This window comes from Haloterrigena sp. H1, assembly GCF_005938085.1.
GTDB lineage: Archaea > Halobacteriota > Halobacteria > Halobacteriales > Natrialbaceae > Natrinema.
This window is the reverse complement of the sequence record NZ_SMZK01000001.1, coordinates 2,687,795-2,714,540: the sequence shown is the minus strand read 5'-3', so window position 1 is coordinate 2,714,540 and position 26,746 is coordinate 2,687,795. Positions and strand designations below refer to the sequence as shown.

Genomic DNA, 26,746 nt, shown 5'->3' with positions numbered 1-26,746 from the left:
GTCGGGTATCCCGACTGCCGCGTTTTGAGTGGCCGCTCGTCGGTCTCCGAGATCGCGTCGAGGGGACAACAGTAACGTCAGCGTCCACCATCAATACTCGAGTCGACACCTATGAAATGTGTCACTCAGTGATAACTCCGGTTGAAATCACGGAAAGACGACCCTGATCGATCGTGTGCTTCGTTGTCATTCGGACCTAAGTCTTTAGCCCCATATTGCTTACCAGGGGCGCATGACTAGATTTGTGTGGTGTTCACTCTGGTGGGTGAACACTACGTGCCTCTGACACAGCGACCCCGCTGCCGGAAACATCGTTTTCCGGAGGGGGTTCGAACAGACAGTTCTCGCTTGACAGGTTTGACGGAGAGATCAGCGTGCCAACAGTCGTGGCCACGTCCGCTGAACGTAGCTCTTACACGTATGTCACATCTATAAGGTGGCTACAATCACCTTATATTGATTTATATGTGTATATAATACACTTAGTCATAATGGATTAGTCTCTTATAGCTGATCCCGCTACGGGAGTGTATGTCACAGCCACATCTCGCGCCATCGACTGAGCGTTCGCAGGGGCTCGCCGACCCCGTGGACGCGCGGTCGAACTGCGGCGTCGGCGTCGTCATGGACCTCGATGGAGACGGAGGTCACGACGTCGTCGCCGACGGCCTCGAGCTGCTTCGAAATCTCGAACATCGCGGGACGACCGGTGCAGAGAAAGACACCGGCGACGGGGCCGGCATCATGCTTCAGACGCCCGATTCGTTCTTCCGGGATGTTCTCGAGTCTGAGCTGCCGGACACCTACGCCGTCGGCTCGCTCTTTCTCCCACAGGACGAGACGGCCCGCGAGGCCCTCGTCTCGCTCGTTGAGGACACCTTCGATACCTACGACCTCTCGGTTCTCGAGTGGCGAGACGTCCCGACGAACAACGACGACCTCGGGAAGACGGCCGTCGACTCCGAACCGGACGTCTGGCAAGTCGTCGTCGCGCCCGACGATGACATCTCCGGTGACGACTTCGACCGCCGGCTCTACGTCGCCCGACGAGCCCTCGAGAACGAGGTCGAAACGGCCGATATCGAGAACAAAGAGCGCTTCTATGTCGTTTCTCTCGATTCGGATACCGTCGTCTACAAGGGACTGCTGAAAGGCGAACAGGTCCCCTCCTACTACCCCGACCTGACCGATGAGCGGATGGACTCGACGTTCGCCATGGTCCACGAGCGGTTCTCGACGAACACGCTCGGGGCGTGGCACCTCGCCCATCCCTACCGAAACATCATCCACAACGGCGAGTTCAACACCATTCAGGGCAACATCAACTGGATGCGCGCCCGCGAGACCGACCTCGAGAGCGAGGTCTTAGAGGATCTCGAGGCGGTCAAGCCGATCATCGACGACCCCGACCAGTCGGACACCGCGAGCGTCGACAACGCGCTCGAACTCCTGATGCAGGACGGCCGAGATCTCGAGCACGCGCTGCGGATGCTCGTCCCCGAGGCCTGGCGCGGCGACGAGTCGATGGACGACGACCGCAAGGACTGGTACGACTTCCACGCCTCGCTGGTCGAACCGTGGGACGGTCCCGCGCTCGTGGCGGCGACCGACGGCGAACGCGTCGGTGCCGTGCTCGATCGCAACGGGCTGCGACCCTGCCGGTACGACGTGACCACCGACAACCGCCTGATCATGGCCAGCGAGGCCGGCGCACTCGAGACCGATCCGTCGGAGATCGAAGAGCGCGGCCGCCTCCAGCCTGGGCAACTGTTCCTTGCCGATCCGAACGAGGGACGGGTCATCCCCGACGAGGAAGTCTTCGAGGACCTGACCGACGACCGCTACGGCGAGTGGGTCGCTCAGGAACAGGTCCATCTCGATGACATTCAGACCACGGACGATCACACGCCCCAAGAAGCCGTCGACGGCCTGCGTGACTACCAGGCCGCGTTCGGGTACACGCACGACGAACTCGAGAATCTCATCGAGCCGATGACGAAGAAGGGGAAAGACCCCGTCGGCTCGATGGGTGACGACACGCCGCTGTCGGTGCTTACCGAGTACAACCGACCGCTGTTCTCGTATTTCAAACAGCTGTTCGCACAGGTCACGAACCCGCCGCTGGACTACATCCGCGAGGAACTCGTCACCTCGATGGAGTCGCGGCTTGGCTTCCAGCGCAACCTCTTAGACGAGTCGCCCGACCACGCCCGCCAACTCGTCCTCGACTCGCCGATTCTCACGGACGCGGAACTCGCGTCGATCCGCGACTGTTCGGCCAACGGGATCACGGCGGCGACGATCGACATCACCTACGAACCCGACAGCGACGACCTTGGGGCTGATCTCGAGGCGGCGATCGAACGCGTCCGCGCGGACACCGTCGCGGCGATCGAGGGCGGCCACGACGTGATCGTCCTCTCGGATCGCAGCGTCGACGACGACCGGGTCGCGATCCCGAGCCTGCTGGCGACGGGTGCCGTCCACCACCACCTCGTGCGCAACGGCCTTCGCAACCACGTCGGCCTCGTCGTCGAGTCGGCCGACCCGCGCACCGTCCACCACTTCGCGACGCTGGTCGGCTACGGCGCCGGCGCGGTCAACCCGTACCTGGCCTACCAGACGATCGAGGACCTCACTGCCGGTCCCGACGGCGCAGACACCGAGGTCGCCATCGACGCCTACGTCGGTGCGGTCGAAGACGGCCTCCTGAAGATCATGGCCAAGATGGGGATCTCGACGGTCGAGAGCTACCAGGGCGCGCAGATCTTCGAGGCTGTCGGCCTCGACTCCGACCTCGTCGCGGAGTACTTCGAGGGCACCGAGAACCGCACCGAGGGGATCGGCCTCGCCGAAATCGAAGAAGACCTCCGCGAGCGACACGCGACCGCGTTCGACGACGGCGACGAATCCGACCTCGACCGCCACGGCGAGTTCGAACACCGTTCCGAGGGCATCCACCACCAGTGGAACCCACAGACGGTCGGCGCGCTCCAGCAGGCCGTCCGCTCGAACGACTACGAACGCTATCAGGATTTCGCCGACCAGATCAACGACCAACAACAGAACCTCCAGACCCTGCGCGGCCTGCTGGAGTTCGACTCCGACCGCGACCCGGTCCCGATCGAGGATGTCGAGCCGATCAAGGACATCGTCCAGCGGTTCTCGACCGCCGCGATGAGCCTCGGTTCGCTCTCGCCGGAGGCCCACGAGAACAACTCGATCGCGATGAACCGCATCGGCGGTAAGTCCAATTCGGGCGAGGGCGGCGAGCCGCCGGAACGCTTCGGCACCGAAAAAGAGTGCAACGTCAAGCAAGTGGCCTCGGGCCGGTTCGGGGTTACGTCGACGTACCTCTCGAGTGCCGACGAACTCCAGATCAAGATGGCCCAGGGCTCCAAGCCTGGTGAGGGCGGCCACCTCCCCGGCGAGAAAGTCAACGAGATGATCGCTCACGTCCGCAAGTCCACGCCCGGCGTGGGCCTGATCTCGCCGCCGCCGCTGCACGACATCTACTCGATCGAGGACCTCAAACAGTTGATCTTCGATCTCAAAGCGGCGAACGAAGAGGCAGACATCAACGTCAAGCTCGTCAGTGAGGCCGGCATCGGCACGGTCGCCGCCGGCGTCGCGAAGGCCAACGCCGACGTGGTCCACATCTCGGGCCACTCCGGCGGGACGGGTGCCTCGCCGCGCACCTCGATCAAAAACGCTGGCCTTCCGTGGGAACTCGGCCTCGCCGAAGCCAACCAGATGCTCTGTCAGACCGGGCTGCGCGACCGCATCCGTGTCTCGGCCGACGGCGGCATGAAAACCGGCCGCGACGTGGCCGTCGCCGCCCTGCTGGGTGCCGAAGAATACGTCTTCGGGACTGCCAGCCTCGTGACCTCGGGCTGTGTGATGGCCCGGCAGTGTCACAACAACACCTGCCCGGTCGGCGTCGCCACCCAGCGCGAAGACCTGCGCAAGCGCTTCCCCGGCGAGCCCGAACACGTCATCAACTACATGACGTTCATCGCGCAGGAACTGCGCGAGCTTATGGCTGACCTCGGCTTCGAGACGCTCGACGAGATGATCGGGCACGTCGACGTGCTCGCACAGCGCGACGACGTCGACCACCCGAAGGCCCGCAACGTCGACCTCTCGGCAGTGCTGGCCGACCCCGGTAGCGAGGTCCGCCGGAAGCTCCGCGAGCAGGACCACGAACTCGAGGACCAACTCGATCGCGACTTCATCGCGGCTGCGGCCGACGCGATCGAAAAGCAAGAGCCCGTCTCGCTCGAGGCCGACGTCACCAACGTCGACCGCACCGTCGGCGCGATGCTCTCGAACCGGATCACCGATCGCTACGGCGAACCCGGCCTTCCGGAAGATACGATCACCGTCGACATGGAAGGGACGGCCGGCCAGAGCTTCGGTGCGTTCCTCGCCAGCGGCGTCTCGATGCACCTCGACGGCAGCGCCAACGACTACGTCGGCAAGGGCCTCTCGGGTGGCAAACTGACGATCCGCACGCCCGAGACCGCCGCCTACGATCCGACGGAGAACGTCGCGATCGGCAACGTCGCGCTCTACGGCGCGACCGACGGTCAACTGTACGTCAACGGCGTCGCCGGCGAGCGCTTCGCGGTCCGCAACTCCGGCGCGAAGGCCGTCGTCGAAGGCGTCGGCGACCACGGCTGTGAGTACATGACCGGCGGTGTCGTCGCCGTCCTCGGCGATACCGGCACGAACTTCGCTGCCGGCATGTCCGGGGGCGTCGCCTACGTCTACGACCCCGACGACGAGTTCAAGACGAAGGCCAACACCGGCATGGTCTCGCTACACGACGACCTGGAGGAGCAAGACGAAGCGATGCTCCGACGGCTCGTCGAAAACCACGTCGCCTATACCGGCTCCGAGCGCGGGCAAGAGCTGCTCGCGAACTGGGAGCGCGCGCTCGAGGCCTTCGTGAAGGTCATGCCCGAAGCCTACGCGGAGGCGATCTCCGAGCAGGGATCGGACGACGTCCGCAACGAACTACCCGGCACGCCAGAGGCCGATCTCGCGACCGAGTCAGCCAGTTTCGCGGCGAGCGACGACTGATACGGACTGCTGTCAGTCAGTTCCGGCGCACCCGCGACCCGTCCTGCGGGTGCGCGGGTACATCGTTACAGTAGACCGGATGAGAGAAGTCGAATCGAGTTATCGGCCGAGCGTGTGGAACTCGTCGTTGGGTTGCATTTCTGCGAACATCGCCATCCGATTGCTGAGGTTGTAGAATGCGGTGACGGCTCCGATGTCCCAGATCGCTTCGTCGCTGAAGCCGGCCTCGCGCAGCGCCTCTAGATCCGCGGGTTCGACCTCCGTCGGGCGCTCGGTGAGTTTGACCGCGACGTCGAGCATCGTCCGGTGGGCCTCGCTGATGTCCGCTGTTCGGTAGTTCGCGATCAACTGATCTGCGAGCGTCGGGTCCTCGGCGTAGAGTCGCACGAGCGCGCCGTGAGCGACGTTACAGTAGTAACAGTGGTTGACGCCGGAGACGGCGACGACGATCATCTCGATCTCCTCGCGCGCTAAGGCGGTATCTTCGACGAGCGCGTCGTGATACTGGAAAAAGGCCCGGAAGTGCGAGGGTTTGTACGCGAACGCCGAGAACACGTTCGGGGTAAAGCCAGAGCGGTCGGTCTCCTCGGCGATCCGCTCCTGGAGGTCCTCGGGAAGGTCTTCGAACGTGGGGACGGGAAACCGCTCCATCGCGTCGTCGTTGAGTTGCGGATCGGTGCCAGTCTCTGAATCTGCATCGGTCATAGGCTCCAGTTTACACGCATCGGTAATAACTCGCGGGTCCGATTCTCACCGCACCTCGTCGATGACACCGCCTGCATCGATCGCCGCCTCGCATACGGTGTCGGCGTCCGGCGCGGCGAGTAGATGCCCTGCACACCCACAGTCCGAGGCCCCGAAGCCGTCGACCGGCGTTCCCGGCAACTGCGCGGCCAGTTCGCACTCTCGGTCGGCATCTGGGAAGATGATCGCGGTCTCGAGGGTCGTTTCAGGCCGGCCGAGCAGGTAGTCGATGTGCCAGTGGCGCGTGTCACGCTCGCCGGCAGCGAGGTCGCGGTGGCGCTCGACGCGACTGAAGCCGCCCGGGCCGAACGCGCTGCCGACGTAAGCGTACGTGCCGGCGTCGAACGTGTACTCGCCGAGCGCGCCAACCTCGAAACTCGTCGTTCGGGGGACGTCGATCACGAGGACGTACGTACCGCTCATACGCTGCGGTCGGGTTCGTGACGGCAAAAACGGGGGTGTTTTGATCGTGTCCCAGCGGATCGCTACCGTGGCCGATATCCAGCGCCGCGGTCCCGCTCGTCGCGATCGCGCTCGTCGTCGGTCCGCGGCTCGAGTTCGTGGACGTGCCGACGGGACGTCATGTCCTCGTCGTGGAGCTGCGGGTTACGGTCGCCACGCGAGCCTTGCTCCGTCCTCGAGCGGTCGGTCCGGTCGTCCCCCTCGGATCGCCGACCTCGCTGGCGATATTCGAGGTCGCTGCGGGACTGTTCCCGGTTCATACGGCCGCCGGACGTGGACTCGGAGCCTCCTCGCTCTCCTCGACGCTCGAACTGCTGGGTGTCCTGATAGTCCCGCCCTGATCGCCGGCTTTGCTCGCCGTTACCGCGGCTTCGCTGTCGCCCCGTCTGATGGCCCTCGCTTCGCTGATGGCGACCGTACTCCGGCTGGTCCTGGTGGCGCTGCCTGCGTTCCTCGTCGCCGCGCTGAGAGCGACGCTCGTATCGATCGCTACCTCGATGGGTGCGCCGCTCGCCCTCGCCCCGCTGGCTTCGTTGCTGCTCGAAGTCGTCGGGTTCGGGCCGGTCGTGCCGACCTCGCTGCTCGTCTCGGTGGCTGCGCCGTCCCTGCGTGCTGCGGCCGCGTTGACGTTGTTGACCGGACTGGGCCTGTCTCTCGGCCCGCTGACCGCGATACTCTCGCTGTCGGGCTTCGCCACCGTACTCGAGGTTCGCCTCGTCTATCGCGTCGGTTTCGAACCCGCTGTGCTGTTGCCGGCCGCCCTGTCGCTGCCGTCCGGACTGTCGGCCTCGCCGGTGGGGCTCCTGCCGGTACTCTTGAGACCGCTGTTGAGTGAACCGCTGTTCCGGTTCGCCCGGTTGACTGGGTTGCCGACCCCGCTGGCGCTGCCGTTCGTCCTGTCGCGGTCTCGGTCCGCTCTGTCTAGGCTCCTGTCCCTGCTGACGCTGTCGGCCGCCCTGTCGCTGCCGTTCGGATTGTCGGCCTCGTCGCTGGGGCTCCTGCTGGTAGTCCTGGGACTCTTGTTGGGTAAATCGCTGTCCCGGTTCGCCCGATCGGCTGGGTTCCTGTCCCTGCTGGCGCTGCCGTCCGCCCTGTTGGGTCCGTTCGTGGTGTCCCTCCGTTTGCTCGCGCTCGCGCCTGCGGTGGTCGGGACCCTGAGAGCCGACGTCACTACTGCCACCGCGGCTAAACGTGCCGTGGAGCCAGCCCCGGTCGTCGCCGTACTGACTTCGATCGGGGCCGCGGTCCTGCTCGTCGCCGTGACGCTGCTCGTGGCCGCGTCGTTCGACGTCGCTCGAGCGGTCGGTACCTCGCTCGTTTCTCCGTTGTCGGTCGCTGTCGTATCTGTCGTTCATGGATAGGCTGTGTGGCTTGTCGAGTGGCGATGCGCGGTCGATAATGGACTCGCCCAACCGCTACGCAAGTCACTGATGGCCGTGACGGTGCGGTGGGTGCTAGCTCGAACGCACCGATAAATCCTGAGCGCGCGCTCGCGTGTCGTCACCAGAGCGCCGTCGTTCCGACGTGCCTGGCTCACGTCACGTTGTCAGGGCCGATCCGGCTGTGACGGCTCGGCCCCGACCTCGTACCCCTGCTGTGTGCCCGGGCCTGTGTTCGGACTGGACGCGAACAGCCCACGAGCCGGTTCGTGATCGTACTGGATCCACTGGGGGAGAAACTGGGCGCCGATCAGCTTCCGGATAGCGAGCTGTTTATGCCGCGTGTTCGGTGCTCGCTGGTCCGTCAGTTGCAGATCGATGATCCCGTCGAACACGTACTCGGCCTCGGGGATGTCGTCCTCGTCGGCCCTCGAGGCGGCGGCGACGATCGGGACGAACCGCGCTTTACAGACCGTCGCTCGGATCTCCTCGACGAACTCGTGGACCTGCCGGTCCTGAAAGACCCGCTCGAGTTCGTCCAGCGAGTCGATCGTGACCAGCCCAGTCTCGCTCATCTCGAGGTCGTCGAGCGCGCCGGCGAGGCTGTGGGTCACCTCGCTGCGGTCGCTCGGGTCGCGTACCTCGACGATCGCGTCGCTTGCCGCCTCGCCGAGGAACGTCGGCCACTCGGTGCGCTGTGCGCTGAACCCGTCCCGGTCGCCGAGTCGGTGTGTATAACAGTCGATGATCCGCAACCGGTCGTTCTCGAGGGCCGGCAGGACGTTCCAGCCGTTCTGATAGAAGCGCTCGAGCGTCGCCGTCGGCGGGTTGGCAAGCGAAACGACGACGGCGGGCTCGCCGCGTTCGAGGGCACGCCAGACGAGTTCGATCCCGAGTTCAGCCCTGCGGGTCCCTTCGTCGCCCGAGAGCAGGAGAAACGAGTCAGCGGGGATGCCGTTGGGAACGAGCGAATCGATCGGTTCAATCCCCGTCACGACCCGTTTGTACGCCTGCGGGTCTGGCAGCGTCGTGTCGTTGGCCGCCTCACGGCAGGCGACCGAACAGTAGCGGCCGTCGTCGCTCGCGACGGGCTCACCCGGAATTGGATAGTGACAGTGCTCGCACTCGAGTGGATACTCGGCCGTACGCTCTGTCCAGCGTTGGTCAGACATATCGACGCGCTCTACTACGGAGGGATCAAAAGAACCCCACCCTGTAGGTCACTGTACTGAACGATCGACGGCCAGCGGACGTTTCGATTTCGTGCTCGAGACGCCTCAGCGCCACAGCATGTCGACGGCTCGCTCGATAAATCGCAGAAACGAGCCGGTCGGCGTTCCGGGCATGTAGACGGGAACGTCGGGGTCGTCGATCGGAACGCCGGTGATTGGGTCGCTGTCTTCGGGGCCGTTCATACAGCGGTTTTGAGCCGAAGCTATTTACGTATGACCAAATACAGATCGGGGATCGGAAACGAATGATTGGTATTACCTAACCCGGTCACGGTGCCGAGCATCGGCACTGTCGTGACGGGCGCTCGAGGTCGCGCGAGGTCGGCGGCCGCTGTGCTCCCGCGCGTTCGTTCGTCACGGCCATTCGAGCAACGCGACGAGGAAAAACACATGTCCCGGGGGTGTGTGGGAACCAGTATGTTCGAGAAGTCGACGTGGATTCGCCTCCCGCGAAACGTCGTCGTCGGCCACGGCGTTCGCAGCGAGGTCCTCGACGTGATCGATGACCTCCATCTACAGGGGCGACCGCTGTTCGTCACGAGTCCGACGCCTCGAGAGGTCGCCGCGGACCCGATCGCGGCCGACTTCGAGGCCGCTGGAATCGAGCCGGCGATGGTGACGATCGAGAAGGCGACGTTCGACGCCGTCGAGCGGGTGATCGATGTCGCCGAGGACGAGGACGTCTCCTATCTCGTCGGCATCGGCGGCGGCAAGGCCATCGACATCGCGAAACTGGCCAGCTATCACCTCAATATGGGTTTTTGCTCCGTACCGACCGCAGCGAGCCACGACGGGATCGTCAGCAATCGTGGCTCCGTCCCGAACGGTGACTCCCGCCACAGCGTTGCCGCCGAGCCGCCGCTTGCGGTCGTCGCCGACACCGGGATCCTCGCGGACGCGCCGTGGGAGCTGACGACCGCCGGCTGTGCCGACATCATCTCGAACTACACCGCGGTGATGGACTGGCGACTCGCCAACCGGCTGCAAGACGTCGAGTTCTCCGAGTATGCCGCCGCGCTCTCCGAGATGACCGCCGAAATCCTCGTGGGCAACGCCGATCTCATTCGGCCGGGGCTCGAGGAGTCGGCCTGGGTCGTCACCAAGGCGCTGATGTCCTCGGGCGTCGCGATGAGCATCGCCGGCTCCTCGCGACCAGCGAGCGGGGCCGAACACCTCTTTTCACACCAGCTCGATCGACTGGCACCCGGCGCAGCCCTCCACGGCCATCAGGTCGGCGTCGGCTCGATCATGACGGCCTACCTCCATCAGGGTGAGGACGGGCTCTGGCGGGACATTCGCGACGCGCTCGCGAGCATCGACGCGCCGACGACCGCCGCCGAACTCGGGATCGACGACGAGACGATCGTCGAGGCCCTGACGACCTGCCACGAGATCCGCGATCGCTATACGATCCTCGGCAACGGAATGAACGAGCAGGCGGCTCGAGACGTAGCACACAAAACGGGCGTTATCGACTAACGTCGACCGACGCTGCCGGGCGTCGGTAAGTCAGACGTGCTCGTCGAGGAAGTCGGCGATTTCCGAATAGGCCTCGATGCGATTTGCGAGCTTCGAGAAGCCATGACCTTCGTCGTCGAAGATCAGTTTTCGGACGGGCACGCCGTGTTCCCGAACCTCCTCGACGATCTGTTCGGCTTCGCCGACTGGGACGCGAGGGTCGTTCTCGCCGTGAAGGATGAACAGCGGCGCTTCGATCTGCTCGACGTTGTTGATCGGTGAGATTTCCTCGAGGAAGTCGCGGTCCTCGGCGAGCGAGCCGTATTCGGCCTCGCGGAGTTCGCGCCGCCAGTCGCCCGTGTTCTCGAGGAAGGTGACGAAGTTGGCGATACCGACAACGTCGATCCCGGCAGCCCAGAGGTCTGGATACTCGGTCAGCGCAGCCAGCACCATGAACCCGCCGTAGGAGCCGCCTTTGGCGGCGATCCGGTCGGGGTCGATCGCGGGATGGTCCTGCAACCACTCGACGCAGGCCTCGATGTCTGCGACCGAGTCCATTCGTTTCTCGACGTCGTCGAGCGCCGCGTAGTCGGCCCCATAGCCCGACGAGCCGCGCACGTTCGGCTCGAAGTAGGCGTAGCCCCGATCGAGGAAGTACTGTTTGACACTCGAGAAGGAAGGCCGGCGCTGGCTCTCGGGGCCGCCGTGGATGTCGACGATGACCGGCGTTTGGCCCTCCTCGTGGTCGTCGGGCAGGGTCAGGAAACCGGGCACCTCGAGGCTATCGAAGCTCTCGACGTGGACGAGGTCGGATTCGTCGAACGTCTCGCGGGGGATACCTGCGGTCGGGGCGCTCGTCCACCGGTCTGCCGCGCCGGTCTCAATATCGACGACGAAGACGTTCGTGTTGACCGTGTCTCCGGAGGTCGACAGCGCGAACCGTTCGGCGTCGGGATCGAAGCTCACGCCGCCGGCGACCCCGCCCGGCAGGTCTGGTTCGGGGAACGTTTTGTAGGCGGTGGGCTCGTCGGCGTCGAACTCGCCAGCAGTCAGTTCGGTGTAGCCCTCGACGTTGCGCGAGCAGACGAACCGGCCGGTCTCGTCGTCCAGCGCGATGCCGTCGACGTTCCAGCCGTCTCCGTCGATGACCGTCTCGAGGTCGCCGCTCGCGAGGTCGAGATAGGCCAGATACAGGGTGTCGGCGTCGCCGTCGTCAGTGACGAGGTAGATCCCCTCGCCGTCGGGGGCCCAGCTCGCGCTCTGATACCGGACGTCACCTTCGTGGGGCGTCAGGTGCTTGAGGTCGGGCTCGTCGGCCTCGAGATCGAGCACGTACAGGTCCTGATCGAAGTTAGAGTAGGCCTGCGAGACGAGCACTCGGGAATCGTCGGGGCTCCAGCCGGCGAGCGAGAGCCAGCCGTCGCCCTCGTAGACGAGCGTTGCGTCCTCCCCCGTTTCGTCGCGACCCTGCACGTAGACGTCGAAGACGGACTCGTCGCGGCGATTCGAGGTGAAGGCGAAGCGATCGCCGTCGTGGCTCCAGCCGCCCCAGCGGTGTTTAGCCTCTGGCATCGCCGTCAGATTCTCGATTTCGCCAGTCTCGGCGTCGAGCCTGAACAGCTGGGCGCGCTCGTTACCGCCCTCGTCCATCCCAAAGATCAACTCCGGCCGTTCGGGTGACCACGAGGCGAAGGTGACTCGTTCGTCGTAGAAGGTCCGCTGTTCGGGCCAGCCACGCGGTTCTGCGAGCGTCCAGACCTGCGAGGTCCCGGTCGTGTCCATCAGGAAAGAGAGTCGCTCGCCGTCGGGTCCGAACGAGGCCCCGTAGGCGCTGCGGATATTGAGGTATCGCTCGATATCGTAGGGTCCCATGCCAGAGGCGTACGGACGCGAGGGAGTAGTCGTTTCGGTCGATTCATACTGCCGGACAGAACGACGTGAAGCCCGTCGCATGTCTGCGTCCGTCACCTGCGGGGACGGCCGCGAATTCGCGACCGGCTTCGTATTGACTGCTGTTCAGTAGTATCAGCGACAGTCCGACGCGCCCGAGTAGGGACTGATTACACTCGATTCGGTGACGGCACTGGATTCGAGCGACGGAGTCCGAGTGCCCATGAGGTTGACTCCGGACTGGCGATGGCTGCACCTAACAAAACCGTCTCGCGTCGTCGGGCCGGTTAATGGCCGAGGAGTCCGACCCGTCATCGATCGCTGCGGTCCTTGTAACGACCGTACTCATCCTCTCGGTGTTCGGAGTGACTGTCGCGGTCGTCGGCCCGGAGCTGTTCGTGGCCGAATCGGACCCGGGGCCCGAGGCCGACGGCGAGACGGAACCGCTGGGGGGTGCAGGTGACGACGGCGAGGAGACAACTGCCAGCGACGCCGGAGACAGTGGCGACGCTGGGGGCGACGGGTCGGCAGCCGATTCGACCGCGGCGAGCGAGACCGGAAGCGGCGACGATGGGGCTGATGGCCGTGAGGATTCGACGGCGACTGTCGCCGAAACTGCGGCTGACGGTCCCGACGGGCGGGATATCGAGGATGATGACGACGCCGACGAGGACGGCCCCGAGACGGGGGCTGGTAGTGATGACGAAGAGAGCGACGACACGGTCTTCGAAGACGATGATGACGGCGAATCGGATGCCGTCGGTGAGGACGGAACCGCGGATGAGACGGATGCGGACGAAGATGAAACTGCGGGCGAGACGGCTGACGAGGACGATGAGGACTTCTTCTCGGAGATCGACTCCCTCTTCGAAGAGTCCGCGACTAGTGACGACGGCGACGAGTGACTGGTCGCACGGCCGACGGTCGATCCTCGAGCCGTCGAAGAGACTGAAAAAAGTGACTTTATAGCCCGGGGCTACGTGGCGGCCGAATATGCGACTCGCGTTCGTCTCGTTCGAAACGGTCCACCACCGCGACAGCGAGACGAACCAGCGGTTTCGGACGATTCTCGAACTCCTCGCAGCGGCGGGCCACGACGTCCACTGTTACTGTTCCGGGTTCTGGGCTGGCGACGAGCCAACCTACGAGCACGAGAACGTCACCTACCACGCGGTCTCGACTGGCCCGGAGGCCCGGAGTTCGTTTCTTGCGCGGCTGCCGTTCGTGCTCGCGGCTGCGAACCCGGACGTGATCCACGCCAGCGCACAGCCGCCGGGGCAGGTGCTCGCGGCGCGGGTGGGCGCAACGCTTGCGCGGACGCCGCTGGTCGTCGAGTGGTACGGCGACGACGGCATCCCGGAGACACGCTGGACGCGGCTTGCGGCTGGCCGACCCGATGGGATCATCACGCCGTCGGAACTCGTCTCGACGAGGACCCAAGAGATCGGTGCCGACGGTGACGCCGTCGGTATCGTCCCGAACCCGATCGACTGCGATCGGATTCAGGACGTCGAACCGGGCGCGGACGTCGACGTAATCTACGCGCGCCGCCTCGACGACGGGGCCAACCTCGAGAGCCTCCTGCTGGGGCTGGCCGAACTCCGAGATCGCGACTGGCAGGCGACCGTCATCGGCGACGGGCCCGACCGGGATCGTTACGAGCGCCTCGCGAGCGATCTCCGGATCGACGAACGAGTGACGTTTCGTGGCGACCTCGAGCTCGACGAGCGGATCGCGGCCTACCGCGGCGCACACGTCTTCGCACAGACGGCCGAACACTGCGTCTTCCCGACGGAAATGCTGTGGGCGCTCGCATCGGGCTGTGTCGGGATCGTCGAGTACCACGCGAACTCGAGTGCCCACGAACTCGTCGAGGGCTGGGAGCGGGGCTTTCGGACTACCAGCGAGGACGAACTGGCCGAGGCCATCCTCGCCGCGGGCGATCTCGAATGCCGCGAGTACGACGATCGGTTCGCCGACTACGACGGGTCGGCAGTGGCTGAGCAGTATCTCGAGCGGTACCGGACGTTGCAGGAGAAACACGGACTCCTGTAAGCTGTCAGTGACGTTTCCGACGGCCGAGCACTGATACGGTCTGCTGTCCCGATGTACTGGTGCACCCGCAGGATGGGTCGCGGGCCCACCAGCACTGACTGACAGGCGTCCGTATGACAGGGGTATCTATATGTCGATTCCAGAGAAAATTCGGCTATGGACGATACCTGTGAGTTCTGCCAGCTCGTTGCTGGCGAGCAGTCGGCACACGTCCTCTACGAGGACGAGCTGACGATCGCCTTTCTCGATCGGAACCCGGCCGTGACGGGGCACACACTCGTCGCACCGCGTGTCCACGAGGGCGAGGTCCTGACGAACGACCACCCGGGGTCGGCGGCCGTCTTCGAGACGATCCGGACCGTCGCACGCGCACTCGAGGCGGTCCTCGAGCCCGACGGGTTCAGCGTCTTTCATACCAGCGGCTCACTGGTCGGGACCGTCGATCACGCGCACATCCACCTCGTGCCACGATTTGCCGACGACGACGTGACGCTGTCGCTGTCGCGAACGGAACTCGATTCCGACGAGGCGGCGGCGCTGACAGCGCAGGTTCGTGCGCTCCTCTGAACACCGTGCGCGAATCAGGGACCGACCTCCGTCGGCTCGGTGACAAATGCGCCGACTTAGAGATCGAACTTCGCGGCCGCCGTTTCCATGTCCTTGTCGCCACGTCCCGAGAGGTTCACGAGGATGGTCTCGTGCTCGCCCGCTTCGGCGAGTTCGATCGCGCGGGCGATCGCGTGGCTGGACTCGAGTGCCGGAATGATGCCCTCGGTTTCGCTCAGTTCGCGGAACGCGGCCAGTGCTTCGTCGTCGGTGACGCCCGTGTACTCACAGCGGCCGACGGCACGGTACATGGCGTGTTCGGGGCCAGCACCGGGGTAGTCCAGTCCCGCCGAGACGGAGTGGACCTCGACGTCGTCCTCGATGACGCGCGTTTTCATCCCGTGGAGGACCTCGTCTTTCCCGTCCGCGAGCGGCGCAGCGTGTCGTGTCGAATCGGTCCCTTTCCCGCCACCTTCGGCACCGTAGAACGCGACCTCGTCGTCGTTACGGAAGGCATGAAAGAGGCCGATCGCGTTCGACCCGCCGCCGACACAGGCGACCGCGGCGTCGGGTAACTCGCCGGTGCGCTCGATGATCTGTTCGCGGGCTTCCTCGCCGATGACCGACTGGAAGTCCCGCACCATCCGCGGGAACGGGTCGGGGCCGACGACGCTGCCCACCAGATAGTGGGTGTCATCGACGTTTTCGGCGAAGTCCTCGAGCGCGGCGTCGACGGCGTCGGCCAGACCTGCGTTCCCGCGGGTGACCTCGTTGACCTCCGCGCCCATCAGGCGCATCCGGAAGACGTTCATCTCCTGGCGCTCGATGTCCTTTTTCCCCATGTAGATCTCCGTCTCGAGGTTGAGTAAGGCGCCGACCATCGCCGTCGCGGTGCCGTGCTGGCCGGCCCCGGTCTCGGCGATCAGGCGCTCGCGGCCTGCCTTTTTGGCGAGCAGGGCCTGTCCGAGCGCGTTGTTGACCTTGTGTGCGCCGCCATGGAGCAGGTCCTCGCGCTTGAGATAGATCTCGGCACCGTAGCGCTCGCTCAAGTTACGCGCGTAGTACAGCGGACTCGGGCGACCGGCGAACTCCTCGAGCAAGCCACGCAGTTCCGACTGGAACTCGTCGCTCGCGGCGACGTCGTCGTAGGCCGTCGCCAGTTGCTCGAGCGGTTCCTTGAGCGGTTCCGGAACGTATCGCCCACCGTACCCTTCGAACTCTCCGTTGGACATATGCCGGTCCATTGCGCGCTCACCGTCAAGTAAGTTCCGTGGCGTCGATGGCGGCGCTCGCGGTTCGAGCGCGGGTCTCGATCCGTCTCGTAGCTTATGGCAAATATTTCCTCGACCTTCGACAGCGCGGATGCACTAGAAACGCGGACGGGTCTAGAAGAGCACGAGCAGGAGTGCAAGCGAGAGACTGCTGGCGACGAGCAACGACAGCAGGACGACGAACGCAGGCATGACCCCAGTCCGGCGGAGTTCACCGAGTTGGATCTCCGTGCCGAGGCCGACGAACGCCAGTAGGAACAGCCAGTTGTACGCATGCTCGATCGAGGCCTGCTGGGCCGTCGAGAAGACACCGAGACTCGAGACCGCGGCGAGCGCGAGAAAGCCGACGACGAACTTCGGAAACTCCGCCCAGAGGGTTCGGACGGAGGGTGTGTCGCCGTCGCCGGACCGGGCGTAGTAGCTCGCGTACGCGAGGACGACGACGCCGATCAGGGCGTTGCGCGAGAGCTTCGTCATCGTCGCCCACTGGCCGGCAACCTCGGAATGGGCAAAGCCGACCGCGACGACCGGCCCCGTCGAGAACATGCTGACGCCGGCCCAGATCCCAAAAACCGTACTCGGCAGAGCAAGCAGATCACCGACGATCGGATAGACCGCGATCGTGATCGCATCGAACAGGAGCACTGTCGCCGCCGCATAGGCGACCTGTTCTTCGCGCGCGCTGACGGCACCGGCGACCGCGACGACTGCCGAGACGCCACAGATACTTGCTCCGGCTGCAAGCAGCGAGCCCAGCCGTTCGGCCAGCCCGAAGACGTTTCGCGCGAGCAGTTCCACGACGATGAGCGTGAGCGTGGCGACTGCGATCACGACGAGGAAGACACGGCCACCGACCTCGAGCACGGTCCCAACCGAGATCGACGCACCCATGAGGACGATTCCGGCACCGAGCCACAGCTTGTGTGTCGCAATCCCGGACTCGAGTCGCGCCGGCACACCGACGACGTTCGTCACGACGACGCCGAGTGCGATGGCGAGCAACAGGTTGTTGACGCCAAGTGACAGCGCGAGTCCCCGCGCTAGCAGTGCGCCAAGACAGAGGGCAAGCACGCCCGGCAGGAGACGACGGATGGCCATCTCGTCACCAGGGGATCTGCAACTCGAGCGCACTGACCAGTGCGACGATCGTCCCGCCGACGATAACGCTCTTCCAGTCACGTTCCAGCGCCGACCAGCGACCGGTCACGGTCTCGGCGGTCGGCCGCCATCCATCGATCGACATATATGCTGGTTCCGAACCTCGCCACAGTTAACGGTTGCCGAATCCGTCGGAGATATGAGAAAATATCTCCGCTACTGGTGGCGAACCCGCTGGCGAACACCGGGTGGCTGACCGCACACGTTCAGCGGTCGACGCTGCCCAACACGATATCGAGACTGCCGAGCGAGGCGACCAGGTCCGCGACATACTCGCCCTCGGACATCTCGGGCAGTGCCGAGAGGTTGTGGAAACACGGACTGCGGATCTTGAACCGCGCCGGCGAGTTCGTGCCGTCCGCACGGATGTAGATACCGAGTTCGCCCTTCGCGCTCTCGACGGCGCGGTAGGTTTCCGTGTCGGCGTCGGGTTTCAGCGTTCGCGGGACGTTGCTCTGGACGGTGCGTTCGTCTTCGGGCCACTCTACGAGCAGGTCGAGGCACTGCTCGATGATCTTCGCGGACTCCTCGACCTCGCGCAGGCGGACGAGCACGCGTGCGTGGTTATCACAGCCGCCCTCGGTGACGACGTTCCACTCGAGGTTCTCGTAGTAGCCGTAGGGATCGTCCCGGCGGATGTCGTAATCGATGCCCGACCCACGGGCAACGGGGCCGGTACAGCCGTAGTCCTTGGCGACTTCGGGCTCGAGAACCCCGGTGTCGAGCGTCCGGATCTGGAAGATTTCGTTGCCGGTCAGCAGGTCGTGGTACTCGTCGACCTTCGCGGGGAGTTCGTCGAGGAAGTCTCGACACTTCTCGATGAACTCCTCACGGGGTTCGGGAAGGTCCCAGCAGACACCACCCAGCCGGAAGTAGTAAAACATCATCCGCTGGCCGGTCAGATCTTCCAGGATGTCCTGGACGACCTCACGGTCGCGCATGCCGTACTGGAAGATGGCGGTGAAGTCGCCGTAGACGTCCAGCGCGAACGTCGAGACGGCAAGGAAGTGCCCGAGCATGCGGCCGAACTCGGTCGCCATCGTCCGCAGGACCTGCGCGTAGGCGGGCACCTCGATATCGGCCAGGTCCTCGATCGCGCGGGCGACCGCCCACTCGTTTGGGAGGTTCGCCGTGTAATCCCAGCGGTTCGAGTAGGGGATGATCTGATGACGATAGGTCCCCTGCTGGCACATCTGTTCCTCACAGCGGTGGAGATAGCCGATGTCAGGCACGACGTTCGCGACTGACTCGCCGTCTAGCACCGTCTCGAGGTGGAGCACGCCGTGAGTCGCGGGATGGTGGGGCCCGATGTTGAGCAACATCGTCTCCGACTCGGGGAGATGTCGGTCGTCCTGCAGTGGGTTCGCGTGTTCGGCATACCGGACGACCTGTGGCTTGTCCTGATCGTAGTCAAGCGCCAGCGGGTGGCCCTGCCACGATTCGGGGAGGAGGATTCGCCGGAGATCAGGGTGGCCGTCGTACTCGATGCCGACGAGGTCGAACGCTTCGCGCTCGTGCCAGTCGGCGGTGCGAAAGACGGGTTCGGCGGACTCACAGACTGGCTCGTCGATTGGCAGCGGAACGACCAGCGTTACCTCGTGGGTTCGCTGGTCGTATTTCGTCATGTGGATGAGCGACTCGTAGCGGTCCTCGTACTGCTGGGACGTGAGACAGGAGAGGTGATCGAACCCTGCCTCGTCGCGCAACAGACGGACCACCTCCTGGACTTCGTCCGGGCGGATCACGAAGGCAGGCGCATTTTCGTGGTCGTCCCGGCCGATCGCGTAGTCGGAAAGCAGGGCCTCGAGTGCCGTCTCGTCGACGCCCTCCTCGCGCCGATGGTCGTACTCCGGATCGATACGCTCGCGCTCGGGTTCGGGCTCGGTTGTCTCGCTCATTGGGCCGGACACCACGCCGACGGCCGGCGTCCCCGAAGGCTACAGGTGACGCGGAAATGAGGGTTTTCCCGCGTTGCGGTGACTCTCTCTTCTGGTGACCCGATCGCCGGCGTGACCGACACAGGGCACAGCCGGCTCACGGAAACCGTTTATGTACCTCGTCGCCCGTAACCTGAAACATGTCTCGAGGGATCGGCTGGTTCGACTCGTTTCGTTCGGTCGCCCCCGAGTGGAGCGTCGTCCTCCTCGGGCTGGTGACCCAGCTCGGCGACGTATGGTTTCTCGGACTCCTCGTCGGCACCGTCTACTGGGCGGCGACGCCGGCTCGACGGGACGAGGCCGCGGCTGTCTTCGGACTGATGGTGGCCGGTCTCTCGCTGATCACGGGACTGAAAGAAATCTTCGCGCTCTCGCGGCCTGACCGAGTGCTCGCAGCGATCGAGACGCTGCCGGAGACGGTCCACCCGCTGTATCGGGCCACCGCGACGGCGACTGGCTACGGGTTTCCGAGCGGCCACGCCCTGATGTCGACGATCGTCTACCTGAGTCTGGCCGAGTACCTCTCGGTGGGCACGCGCCGACAGCGGTACCTCGCGGCGGCCGGGATCGTCACCGCCGTCAGTTTCTCCCGCGTCGGGCTCGGCGTCCACTACCTCGTCGACGTCGTGGCCGGCGTCGTCGTCGGGCTAGTGTTTCTGGCGCTCGTAGCTGCCCTCTTGGACCGGTATCCGGACCACCGTGGCACGATCGGATTCGCGATCGCGGTCGGCGTCGCTGTGCTCTCGCTCGTCCCGGCCCGGACGGACCCCGACGCAGTCCTGTTGTTCGGGGCGTCACTGGGCGCGTTCGCCGGCTGGCAACTCGCCGTCCTCGTTCGTGACCTCGAGGCGGGTGCCGGCCCGATCCGGGCCAGCCGATCGCTGACCGCCAGAGCCACCGTCGCCACGCTCGTCGTCGTCACGCTCGCTGCCTCCACGATCTCATACTGGACCGCGCCAGTGATCGCCGGGAGCGGCCTTCTCGGACTGGCCGCCGCCGCGTTCGTCACGGCACCGGTCCTGTATCGTTCGGATCACGTCGGCGGTCTTGGCCGGCGGTCCCCCGCCCGATCGCAATAGTTCGGAACCGCTGGCGTTCGCGGTTACTCGTTGTCCTCGGACTCCTCGTCGTCCGCTGTGTCCGTCTCGTCTGCAGCCGACTCTGATTCGTCCGTGTCCGGCGGATCGACTTTCATGTGCGAGGCGTCCTCCGCGGGGCTCTCGTCGGGTTCCGTGTCTTCGGTCTGGGTCGGCTCGGCCTGTCGCGGGTCCGGACCCGTCGCCTCGCTTTCCTCGTCGGCCATCGCCGCGTCGGAGATATCGATCGCGACCTCGTCGTCTTCGGTGTCGCGCCGCGGATCTTGCTCCGCCGCGCCGAGATCGGGTCTGGATCGGGATGGATCGTCGTCCTGCTCCTCGGTGAACTCGACCTCGGACCCCTCGTCCCGCGTCTCGTCGAGTTCGGGTTCGCCCGCGATCTCGCCGTCGGGCTGGACCTCGGACACCCGGCCGGCATCGACGCGGTTGGCGGCGGCGCTGGCCTCGTCCGACGTCTCTTTCCCTGGTGTCCCGCCCTCGACATCCGGGACGCCCTCACCCGGCTCGAACTCGTCGCTCGAGCGGCGAGTCCGGAGCCCGAGCCCGACGAGTGCGCTCCCAGCGATGCCGAGCGGGATCGCCCGTAGTCGGTTCGCGGCCAGCGATCGGATCGCCGCCCCGAGCATGAGTCCGCCGCCGACCAGCGGCAGCGTCCCGCTCTCGAGCGCATCGGCTGTTACCGAGGTAACTCGCCCGATCGGCGTGTCCAGTTGTTCGAGGTTCTCGACCTCGCTCGGCGAGAGATCCGTCGTCGCGTCGTGATCGGTGTCTGTAGTCATTGGAACGCTGTCGGCCGTAGGCGCTACGGCGGGATGAATATTCGACCGGCAGATGACTACCCACTGTGCCGACGGTGGCGAATACCAGAGCACGTGATCCGATGGCGACTGCGGACGGAGCTGCTCGATATCATACACTGCCGAGATCGTCGGTTTCCGCTCCGGTAACGGATGATTTCTTCGGTTTCCGCCCTGCATGCTCCGGGCTGAGGACCTTCCCTGTCTGTCGTGGAGTACTCTCCTATGTCGGAATACAACGGACGTGACGACGAGTCACATAGCACTGTGCGGAACGTCGTTTTCGTCGTTCTCGATACCGCCCGGGCGAAAAGCGTCGATGCACAACTGATGTCGACGCTGACGGACCTGGCCGAGGCGGGAACCGCCTTCGAGAACGCCTTTGCGCCCGCACCCTGGACGCTTCCCTCTCATGCATCGATCTTCACCGGGACGTACCCCTCCGAGCACGGCACCCACGGCGGACACACCTATCTCGACGGCGACCTGCGAACGCTACCTGAGGCGTTCGCCGACGCGGGATTCGAGACGGTCGGCGTCTCGAACAACACCTGGATCACCGAGGAGTTCGGCTTCGATCGCGGGTTCGACGACCTTCGCAAGGGCTGGCAGTACATCCAATCCGACGCGGACATGGGGGCCGTGGTTCGCGGCGAGGACGTTAGGGAGAAGCTCGCGGCGACGCGAAACCGACTTTTCGACGGCAACCCGCTGGTCAACGCCGCCAACGTCCTCTACAGCGAACTCCTGCAGCCAGCCGGCGACGACGGCGCCGACAAGGCGACCGACTGGATCGCCGACTGGCTCGTCGGTCGGGACGACGAGCGGCCGTTTTTCCTTTTCTGTAACCTCATCGAACCTCACGTCGAGTACGACCCCCCAAAGGAGTACGCCGAGCGGTTCCTCCCCGAGGGGACCAGCTACGAGGACGCGACCGCGATCAGGCAGGATCCTCGAGCCTACGACTGCGAGGACTACGACCTCTCGGATCATGAGTTCGCCATGCTTCGGGGCCTCTACCGTGCGGAACTGGCCTACGTCGACCACCAGCTTGGCCGGCTCCGGGACGCGCTCGAGGCCGCCGGCGAGTGGGAAGACACCCTGTTCGTCGTCTGTGGCGACCACGGCGAGCACGTCGGCGAGCACGGCTTCTTCGGTCACCAGTACAATCTCTACGACACGCTGCTTCACGTCCCGCTGGTCGTCCACGGCGGCCCCTTCACTGACGGCGGGCGACGAAACGATCTCGTCCAGTTGCTCGATCTCCCCGCGACGCTGCTCGAGACGGCCGGGATCGACGATCCCGATCTGCGCCAGCAGTGGTCGAGCCGGTCGTTCCACCCTGCCTCGAGCGACGACGCCCGCGACGCAGTCTTCGCGGAGTACGTCGCCCCCCAGCCCTCGATCGACCGGCTCGAGGACCGCTTCGGTGAGGTTCCCGAGCGCGTCCGAACGTTCGATCGGCGCTTGCGGGCGGTCCGCACGGCCGAGTACAAGTACGTCCGTGGTGACGACGGCTTCGAGCGCCTCCACCACGTTCGGACCGACCCGCTCGAGCGGACGGATATCAGCGACGACGAGCCCCAGCGAGTGCAGGCACTTCGGCGGCGACTCGCGGAGCGCTTCGAGCCGCTCGAGGCGACCGACGCGTCAGCAGAGGGTGCATCGGCGGGCGCGGACATCGAGATGCAGGCAGGGACGAAAGAGCGGCTCGCGGATCTGGGCTACCTGTAACGACGGATGCTGTGTTTCGAAAGACTGTCGAGACGAACGGTACGTACGCATACGTGATCATCGCGGTTAGTGGTTCGTTAAGCCTGCCTTTGCGGGTCGAACCGATCGCGGCTATCTGGTTCGACTTGCACGTCGACGCGTGACGGAGTACTAGACCAGTGAGATCAGGAGAACGGTACTCCCGGAGATGCCAGCAAGCATACCGACCACGCGCGCCAGTTTCTCACCCCACGCAACCGACCGTTCGAGCGAGAGTACAACGGCGATGAGCGCCATCCAGACGATATTCATCGAACCCACGACCACCATGAACGCGAACAGCGCCCAACAACAGCCGACGCAGAAGACGCTGAACTGCCAGCTCATTCGAACAGCGCCACGCACCCCTGGCTGGTGATGGCTCAGAAGAAACCCAAGCGGTGACCGGCAATTCCGCAGACACCGATATTTGTACGGTGAGAGCTGGTACACAGATAAGAGCAGCAACGACCCACCCATCAGCAGCCCGCCGTGGGCGTTCGCGAGGCTACCGATCGGCACGAGCGCATTGACGACAAGCGGGACGATTCCTGTCAGCGTCCACACGAGCGCGTACGTCCCGATAAATGCTCCAACTCGCGTTGCTTTCCCCGCCGGCGTCGTCCCCTCGAGTGTCTCGGCGTACAGTCGGAAGAGCGGGACCGACGACGGATACATCATGGCGACCATCATCACCCCCCAGATGAGAAGGTACAGGCTGATGCCAGTCATCCCGTTCGAGAGCGCCATCGCCTCCGGTGCTCCCGGATCAGACATGTGCATCTGCATATCCATCTGTCCACCAGGCATCGGGAACCAGCGACCGATGACCGCCGCCCACGCGAGCAACGCGATCACGTAGGTGACAAGCGCGACAATCGGGAGACGCTGGCGACGGATTCGATCCCGGAACGAGTCCTGTGTCCCCATGGTAGATCGTCTGTATCGCTATTCGTCTCTCTTCAGGAGTTCGCTAGTTCGAAGTCCCCAAGGTAGGCGTTGTTTCCCGAAACATCCCACGTGAATTGGTCGTCGTAGGAGACGGTGGCCGTGGTCGACTTGCCGGTCTGTACCTCGAGACTCTTCGTCAGCGGGTGGGGCGAGACCGTACCGACCTCCTCGTTGAACCCGACCGCGCCGCTCGCGTCCATTTCGATGGCATCTTCGATCTCGACTGAGAAGTCCGCCCCGTCCCGCGAGAACCTGATCGGAACGGTTGCAACGTCGGCGGACCGGACGTGTGTGTCAGCGACGGGCGCCCAGATACCACCGGCGCGGCCGAAGTAGATGTCCTCGATGGCATCGCGCTGGTCGGTGTCGGCTGTCTCGTCGACGAGTAACACGACGTCCCACTCCGTCTCGGGGTCGAACATGACCCCCTCATCGGTCGAAATGAGCATGCCGACGTCTACCCCACTCAGGTCGACGTCGCCGTAGCTGCCCTCCTTGATATGCCACGCCAGCGAGACGGTACAGACGTCCTCGTCTGGTGGTTCCATCCACACGCACTGGCAGGCAACATCGCAGTTGCAGGCTTCGACGTAGTCGCCTTTGATGGACCATTCTTGTGCCATTGCTGAACACCATGTGGTATGGCACCAAGACACGGAATAAAGCTATCTGGTGAAAATAGACCACCCGGTGAAACCGTTGGAGTGACCTCCCTATTCGTCTGTGCGACGATCTACAGGCAGGGCAGGCCCACCGCGGCGCCAGTGTGACACCGCACGTCGAATCTTCGATGTCCAGCAGACGACGATATCAAACGGACACCTGTACATGCGGAGACGTTTCCGACCGTCGTCGGAACCTGGAGCCATGTCCCCCGCTTCGCCTCCCGAAACGACGTCGTTTCCGTTCCCGACACAGGTCGTTTACGACGGCACCGCTGACAGGCTTCGCGTCACCGTCGATGTCGATCCCCTTCCCGCCGACGACGTGACGGTCAGGGCCGGTGCGCGTCGCCTCCGGATCGCGGTCGATCGCGACAACGGCGTCGTGAAACGAACCATCACGCCACTCCCGCCCGGCCTCGTTTTCGGCGACGATCGCGAGGCCGTCTACAACAACGGCGTCCTCACCGTCTCGCTCGAGACCCACGCGCCACCGGTCGCAGGGGACGACCGGTAATCGCCGGTATTCGCCTGCTCCACGTTGATCCTGCGGGTCCGAATCGCGACCACAGCGATGAGCGACGACTACTACACGAAAGACGATTTCGCGGACGACCTCGACATCGACGAGTCGCGCTTCGACCGAGAGCCCGACGAGGAAACGATCACGGCGGTCGTCTCGAACGGTGAGGACCGGAACATCGCGGTCGACGTCGTCGGCAAACTCGTCTCCATGGAGTACGAGCGGATAGACGATCGGACACGGCTCGTGTTGGTCGACGAGCCACACGGCTTCTGATACTGTCAGACAGAACTCAATACGAAGTCGGTCGCGAATTCGTGGCCGTCTCCGGGTGAGACGGCCGCAGTAGCGCGATCGATCGTCACGTCGTTCTGTCGGAAGTATGTCTTTGAAAGGTAGTATCGGCCGCTACACGCGGTTACGGCGTGCCTGCAGCACGCTTTTGCTCGCCGGCCGGATACTGGACGGACGCTGTCGATTCGAATAATGGCTACTCACGATGGTTCGTCCGGCGACGGATTCGTCCCGTTCTTTCGCCGCTACGCGCAGACGTGGGTGCATGCGGTCGCGGCGGCCGGCATGACCGCCTTCGGGACGCTGACGATCGTCCACCGTGGGTTCGCCGTCCTCGCGCTCGCCGCCTACGTCGTGCCGCCGATCGTGCTGTACCTCCGGCGGCCGTCGACCGACCGGGCCGAGAGCGACGCCACTCCCGACAGCGCGGAGCCGGTGGCGACCGGCGACGGTTCGACGGACGCGGAGCCGGCGTCGCTCGAGCGGCCAGCCGACGCGACGAGTCCCGAACCCGAGCGCGCCGGCACCTGGACGCTCGTCGACGCCACGACAGAGGCGACGCTCCGGGACGTCTGTGTCACCGCGGCCGGCGCGGTCCACGCGGTGGGCGAAGACGGGCTGGTTCTCGCTGGAACGGGCCCCGACAGCACGGACCGTGAGTGGTCGATCGCGCTCGCGGACGGGCCGGCCGCCGCGGGCGAGGACCTCCACGGAGTCGACGCCACGGCCGACGGAGCGGCCGTCTGGGTCGCCGGCGACAGCGGCACAGTGGGTCGGCTCGAGGCCGAGACCGGACGCCACACCGATTACACGGCACCCGCGGAGATCACAGACAACTGGCTTGGGGTCGCCGTCGGCGGGCCGGCCGGCGACGAGACGGTCCTGTTGATCAACGGCTCCGGTGCCGTCCTCAGAGGGTGTTATCGCGATGGCGACCTGTCTTGGAACGAGCCCGTCACACCCGGCAGCGGCTCGAGTCTGAGCGGTGTTGCACTGGCCGACGAATCGGTCGGCTACTGCTGTGATACGAACGATGGCGTCTTCGAGACGACCGACGGCGGCGATTCGTTTGCTCGCGTCGGGCCGGTGGGTGCCGACGGGACGCTCGAGAACCTCGCGACGCTGGGGAAGGGCGATTGTTTCGTAAGTGCCGACGATGGTGTCGTCCACCGCTACGACGGGGGAACGTGGACGCCCGAACGGGTCGGTGAGGAAGCGATCTGTGGTATCACACGACGCGAGGGGGAGACGATCGTCTGCGACGCGGATGGGGCGATCCACGAGCGGACAGCGATGGCAGCGTGGACTCGAGCTGACACGTTCGCATCCGAGTCGCTGCTCGCCGTCTCGGTCGCTGGCGACGGCCACCGAGCGGTCGCAGTGGGCGAGGACGGGACTGTCGTCGAACGGTGGTGATGGACTCACCCGTGGACGATAGTTTGGCGGCCGTCGA

Annotated in this window: 24 protein-coding genes; 11 read left to right on the top strand and 13 right to left on the bottom strand. The window is 64.9% G+C overall.

Features of this window, described 5'->3' with window-relative positions:
• Positions 1-531: 531 nt before the first annotated feature.
• A complete protein-coding gene (gene gltB / locus E2L06_RS13555) occupies positions 532-5,085 on the top strand; it encodes a glutamate synthase large subunit (RefSeq protein ID WP_138782146.1) in 4,554 nt (1,517 codons plus the stop codon).
• A 99-nt stretch (positions 5,086-5,184) separates the two neighbouring features.
• Here the strand turns inward: gltB and E2L06_RS13550 are convergent, their stop codons facing one another.
• The 3 genes from E2L06_RS13550 to E2L06_RS13540 form a co-directional block, all read right to left on the bottom strand.
• Complete coding sequence (locus E2L06_RS13550; protein WP_138782145.1) at positions 5,185-5,790, bottom strand: peroxidase-related enzyme; 606 nt, start codon at positions 5,788-5,790, stop codon at positions 5,185-5,187.
• Positions 5,791-5,835: 45 nt separating this feature from the next.
• The gene (locus tag E2L06_RS13545) at positions 5,836-6,252 is read right to left on the bottom strand and encodes a DUF123 domain-containing protein (protein WP_138782144.1); all 417 of its coding nucleotides are present in this window, start codon (positions 6,250-6,252) and stop codon (positions 5,836-5,838) included.
• 62 nt (positions 6,253-6,314) lie between these two features.
• On the bottom strand, positions 6,315-6,551 hold the full coding sequence (locus E2L06_RS13540) for a hypothetical protein (RefSeq protein WP_212750776.1): 237 nt from the start codon (positions 6,549-6,551) through the stop codon (positions 6,315-6,317).
• A gap of 129 nt (positions 6,552-6,680) precedes the next feature.
• Here E2L06_RS13540 and E2L06_RS21950 point away from each other — a divergent pair, with 129 nt between their 5' ends.
• The gene (locus E2L06_RS21950) at positions 6,681-7,652 is read left to right on the top strand and encodes a hypothetical protein (RefSeq protein ID WP_171052279.1); all 972 of its coding nucleotides are present in this window, start codon (positions 6,681-6,683) and stop codon (positions 7,650-7,652) included.
• A gap of 185 nt (positions 7,653-7,837) precedes the next feature.
• Here E2L06_RS21950 and E2L06_RS13535 read toward each other — a convergent pair whose 3' ends face one another.
• Together E2L06_RS13535 and E2L06_RS21945 are read right to left on the bottom strand one after the other, a co-directional pair.
• Positions 7,838-8,842: an ATPase domain-containing protein gene (locus E2L06_RS13535; RefSeq protein WP_138782143.1), complete on the bottom strand. Its 1,005-nt coding sequence runs from the start codon at positions 8,840-8,842 to the stop codon at positions 7,838-7,840.
• A 105-nt stretch (positions 8,843-8,947) separates the two neighbouring features.
• Entirely contained in the window at positions 8,948-9,085 is a 138-nt protein-coding gene (locus tag E2L06_RS21945; protein WP_171052371.1) for a hypothetical protein, read from the bottom strand.
• A 234-nt stretch (positions 9,086-9,319) separates the two neighbouring features.
• Here E2L06_RS21945 and E2L06_RS13530 point away from each other — a divergent pair, with 234 nt between their 5' ends.
• Positions 9,320-10,381: an NAD(P)-dependent glycerol-1-phosphate dehydrogenase gene (locus E2L06_RS13530; protein WP_138782142.1), complete on the top strand. Its 1,062-nt coding sequence runs from the start codon at positions 9,320-9,322 to the stop codon at positions 10,379-10,381.
• 30 nt (positions 10,382-10,411) lie between these two features.
• Here the strand turns inward: E2L06_RS13530 and E2L06_RS13525 are convergent, their stop codons facing one another.
• Positions 10,412-12,232, bottom strand: a complete 1,821-nt coding sequence (locus tag E2L06_RS13525) for a S9 family peptidase (protein ID WP_138782141.1) — start codon at positions 12,230-12,232, stop codon at positions 10,412-10,414.
• A 308-nt stretch (positions 12,233-12,540) separates the two neighbouring features.
• Between E2L06_RS13525 and E2L06_RS13520 the strand changes: the two genes are divergently transcribed.
• The 3 genes from E2L06_RS13520 to E2L06_RS13510 all read left to right on the top strand — a co-directional run bounded on the left by E2L06_RS13520 (position 12,541) and on the right by E2L06_RS13510 (position 14,872).
• A complete protein-coding gene (locus E2L06_RS13520; RefSeq protein WP_138782140.1) occupies positions 12,541-13,155 on the top strand; it encodes a hypothetical protein in 615 nt (204 codons plus the stop codon).
• Positions 13,156-13,243: 88 nt separating this feature from the next.
• Positions 13,244-14,305: a glycosyltransferase family 4 protein gene (locus tag E2L06_RS13515; protein WP_138782139.1), complete on the top strand. Its 1,062-nt coding sequence runs from the start codon at positions 13,244-13,246 to the stop codon at positions 14,303-14,305.
• A gap of 156 nt (positions 14,306-14,461) precedes the next feature.
• Positions 14,462-14,872 carry an HIT family protein gene (locus E2L06_RS13510; protein WP_138782138.1) on the top strand — a complete coding sequence of 137 codons (411 nt, stop codon included), beginning with the start codon at positions 14,462-14,464 and terminating at the stop codon, positions 14,870-14,872.
• Between the two features lie 56 nt (positions 14,873-14,928).
• Here the strand turns inward: E2L06_RS13510 and trpB are convergent, their stop codons facing one another.
• From trpB to E2L06_RS13495, 4 genes are all read right to left on the bottom strand, one after another.
• Positions 14,929-16,083 carry a tryptophan synthase subunit beta gene (gene trpB / locus E2L06_RS13505; protein ID WP_138782137.1) on the bottom strand — a complete coding sequence of 385 codons (1,155 nt, stop codon included), beginning with the start codon at positions 16,081-16,083 and terminating at the stop codon, positions 14,929-14,931.
• 153 nt (positions 16,084-16,236) lie between these two features.
• The gene (locus E2L06_RS13500; RefSeq protein ID WP_138782136.1) at positions 16,237-17,220 is read right to left on the bottom strand and encodes a YeiH family protein; all 984 of its coding nucleotides are present in this window, start codon (positions 17,218-17,220) and stop codon (positions 16,237-16,239) included.
• A 4-nt stretch (positions 17,221-17,224) separates the two neighbouring features.
• Positions 17,225-17,365, bottom strand: a complete 141-nt coding sequence (locus E2L06_RS21940) for a hypothetical protein (RefSeq protein ID WP_171052370.1) — start codon at positions 17,363-17,365, stop codon at positions 17,225-17,227.
• Between the two features lie 121 nt (positions 17,366-17,486).
• The gene (locus E2L06_RS13495; RefSeq protein WP_138782135.1) at positions 17,487-19,178 is read right to left on the bottom strand and encodes an NADH-quinone oxidoreductase subunit D; all 1,692 of its coding nucleotides are present in this window, start codon (positions 19,176-19,178) and stop codon (positions 17,487-17,489) included.
• A gap of 179 nt (positions 19,179-19,357) precedes the next feature.
• Between E2L06_RS13495 and E2L06_RS13490 the strand changes: the two genes are divergently transcribed.
• Complete coding sequence (locus E2L06_RS13490) at positions 19,358-20,296, top strand: phosphatase PAP2 family protein (RefSeq protein ID WP_138782134.1); 939 nt, start codon at positions 19,358-19,360, stop codon at positions 20,294-20,296.
• Positions 20,297-20,319: 23 nt separating this feature from the next.
• On the opposite strand, the gene E2L06_RS13485 is transcribed toward E2L06_RS13490, so the two are convergent.
• On the bottom strand, positions 20,320-21,093 hold the full coding sequence (locus E2L06_RS13485; protein ID WP_138782133.1) for a hypothetical protein: 774 nt from the start codon (positions 21,091-21,093) through the stop codon (positions 20,320-20,322).
• Between the two features lie 243 nt (positions 21,094-21,336).
• Between E2L06_RS13485 and E2L06_RS13480 the strand changes: the two genes are divergently transcribed.
• Positions 21,337-22,845 carry a sulfatase gene (locus E2L06_RS13480; protein WP_138782132.1) on the top strand — a complete coding sequence of 503 codons (1,509 nt, stop codon included), beginning with the start codon at positions 21,337-21,339 and terminating at the stop codon, positions 22,843-22,845.
• Positions 22,846-22,995: 150 nt separating this feature from the next.
• Here E2L06_RS13480 and E2L06_RS13475 read toward each other — a convergent pair whose 3' ends face one another.
• Positions 22,996-23,793: a DUF2182 domain-containing protein gene (locus tag E2L06_RS13475; RefSeq protein ID WP_138782131.1), complete on the bottom strand. Its 798-nt coding sequence runs from the start codon at positions 23,791-23,793 to the stop codon at positions 22,996-22,998.
• 32 nt (positions 23,794-23,825) lie between these two features.
• A complete protein-coding gene (locus E2L06_RS13470; RefSeq protein ID WP_138782130.1) occupies positions 23,826-24,437 on the bottom strand; it encodes a DUF1326 domain-containing protein in 612 nt (203 codons plus the stop codon).
• Positions 24,438-24,681: 244 nt separating this feature from the next.
• On the opposite strand from E2L06_RS13470, the gene E2L06_RS13465 reads away from it, so the two are divergent.
• The 3 genes from E2L06_RS13465 to E2L06_RS13455 all read left to right on the top strand — a co-directional run bounded on the left by E2L06_RS13465 (position 24,682) and on the right by E2L06_RS13455 (position 26,709).
• Positions 24,682-24,993 carry an Hsp20/alpha crystallin family protein gene (locus E2L06_RS13465; RefSeq protein ID WP_138782129.1) on the top strand — a complete coding sequence of 104 codons (312 nt, stop codon included), beginning with the start codon at positions 24,682-24,684 and terminating at the stop codon, positions 24,991-24,993.
• A gap of 57 nt (positions 24,994-25,050) precedes the next feature.
• Entirely contained in the window at positions 25,051-25,275 is a 225-nt protein-coding gene (locus tag E2L06_RS13460; RefSeq protein WP_138782128.1) for a hypothetical protein, read from the top strand.
• A 210-nt stretch (positions 25,276-25,485) separates the two neighbouring features.
• Positions 25,486-26,709 (top strand): hypothetical protein, encoded by a 1,224-nt coding sequence (locus E2L06_RS13455; RefSeq protein ID WP_138782127.1) that lies wholly within the window; start codon positions 25,486-25,488, stop codon positions 26,707-26,709.
• Positions 26,710-26,746: the final 37 nt, after the last annotated feature.

Excerpts from the sequence above, each read along its gene's own strand:
- E2L06_RS13520 (WP_138782140.1), top strand. The coding sequence starts at position 12,541 with ATGGCCGAGGAGTCCGACCCGTCATCGATCGCTGCGGTCCTTGTAACG.
- gltB (WP_138782146.1), top strand. The coding sequence starts at position 532 with ATGTCACAGCCACATCTCGCGCCATCGACTGAGCGTTCGCAGGGGCTC.
- E2L06_RS21950 (WP_171052279.1), top strand. The coding sequence starts at position 6,681 with ATGGCCCTCGCTTCGCTGATGGCGACCGTACTCCGGCTGGTCCTGGTG.
- E2L06_RS13535 (WP_138782143.1), bottom strand. The coding sequence starts at position 8,842 with ATGTCTGACCAACGCTGGACAGAGCGTACGGCCGAGTATCCACTCGAG.
- trpB (WP_138782137.1), bottom strand. The coding sequence starts at position 16,083 with ATGTCCAACGGAGAGTTCGAAGGGTACGGTGGGCGATACGTTCCGGAA.
- E2L06_RS13510 (WP_138782138.1), top strand. The coding sequence starts at position 14,462 with ATGGACGATACCTGTGAGTTCTGCCAGCTCGTTGCTGGCGAGCAGTCG.
- E2L06_RS13525 (WP_138782141.1), bottom strand. The coding sequence starts at position 12,232 with ATGGGACCCTACGATATCGAGCGATACCTCAATATCCGCAGCGCCTAC.
- E2L06_RS13475 (WP_138782131.1), bottom strand. The coding sequence starts at position 23,793 with ATGGGGACACAGGACTCGTTCCGGGATCGAATCCGTCGCCAGCGTCTC.
- E2L06_RS13455 (WP_138782127.1), top strand. The coding sequence starts at position 25,486 with ATGGCTACTCACGATGGTTCGTCCGGCGACGGATTCGTCCCGTTCTTT.
- E2L06_RS13495 (WP_138782135.1), bottom strand. The coding sequence starts at position 19,178 with ATGAGCGAGACAACCGAGCCCGAACCCGAGCGCGAGCGTATCGATCCG.
- E2L06_RS21940 (WP_171052370.1), bottom strand. The coding sequence starts at position 17,365 with ATGTCGATCGATGGATGGCGGCCGACCGCCGAGACCGTGACCGGTCGC.
- E2L06_RS13545 (WP_138782144.1), bottom strand. The coding sequence starts at position 6,252 with ATGAGCGGTACGTACGTCCTCGTGATCGACGTCCCCCGAACGACGAGT.
- E2L06_RS13490 (WP_138782134.1), top strand. The coding sequence starts at position 19,358 with ATGTCTCGAGGGATCGGCTGGTTCGACTCGTTTCGTTCGGTCGCCCCC.
- E2L06_RS13540 (WP_212750776.1), bottom strand. The coding sequence starts at position 6,551 with ATGAACCGGGAACAGTCCCGCAGCGACCTCGAATATCGCCAGCGAGGT.
- E2L06_RS13500 (WP_138782136.1), bottom strand. The coding sequence starts at position 17,220 with ATGGCCATCCGTCGTCTCCTGCCGGGCGTGCTTGCCCTCTGTCTTGGC.
- E2L06_RS13485 (WP_138782133.1), bottom strand. The coding sequence starts at position 21,093 with ATGACTACAGACACCGATCACGACGCGACGACGGATCTCTCGCCGAGC.
- E2L06_RS21945 (WP_171052371.1), bottom strand. The coding sequence starts at position 9,085 with ATGAACGGCCCCGAAGACAGCGACCCAATCACCGGCGTTCCGATCGAC.
- E2L06_RS13480 (WP_138782132.1), top strand. The coding sequence starts at position 21,337 with ATGTCGGAATACAACGGACGTGACGACGAGTCACATAGCACTGTGCGG.
- E2L06_RS13530 (WP_138782142.1), top strand. The coding sequence starts at position 9,320 with ATGTTCGAGAAGTCGACGTGGATTCGCCTCCCGCGAAACGTCGTCGTC.
- E2L06_RS13515 (WP_138782139.1), top strand. The coding sequence starts at position 13,244 with ATGCGACTCGCGTTCGTCTCGTTCGAAACGGTCCACCACCGCGACAGC.
- E2L06_RS13460 (WP_138782128.1), top strand. The coding sequence starts at position 25,051 with ATGAGCGACGACTACTACACGAAAGACGATTTCGCGGACGACCTCGAC.
- E2L06_RS13550 (WP_138782145.1), bottom strand. The coding sequence starts at position 5,790 with ATGACCGATGCAGATTCAGAGACTGGCACCGATCCGCAACTCAACGAC.
- E2L06_RS13470 (WP_138782130.1), bottom strand. The coding sequence starts at position 24,437 with ATGGCACAAGAATGGTCCATCAAAGGCGACTACGTCGAAGCCTGCAAC.
- E2L06_RS13465 (WP_138782129.1), top strand. The coding sequence starts at position 24,682 with ATGTCCCCCGCTTCGCCTCCCGAAACGACGTCGTTTCCGTTCCCGACA.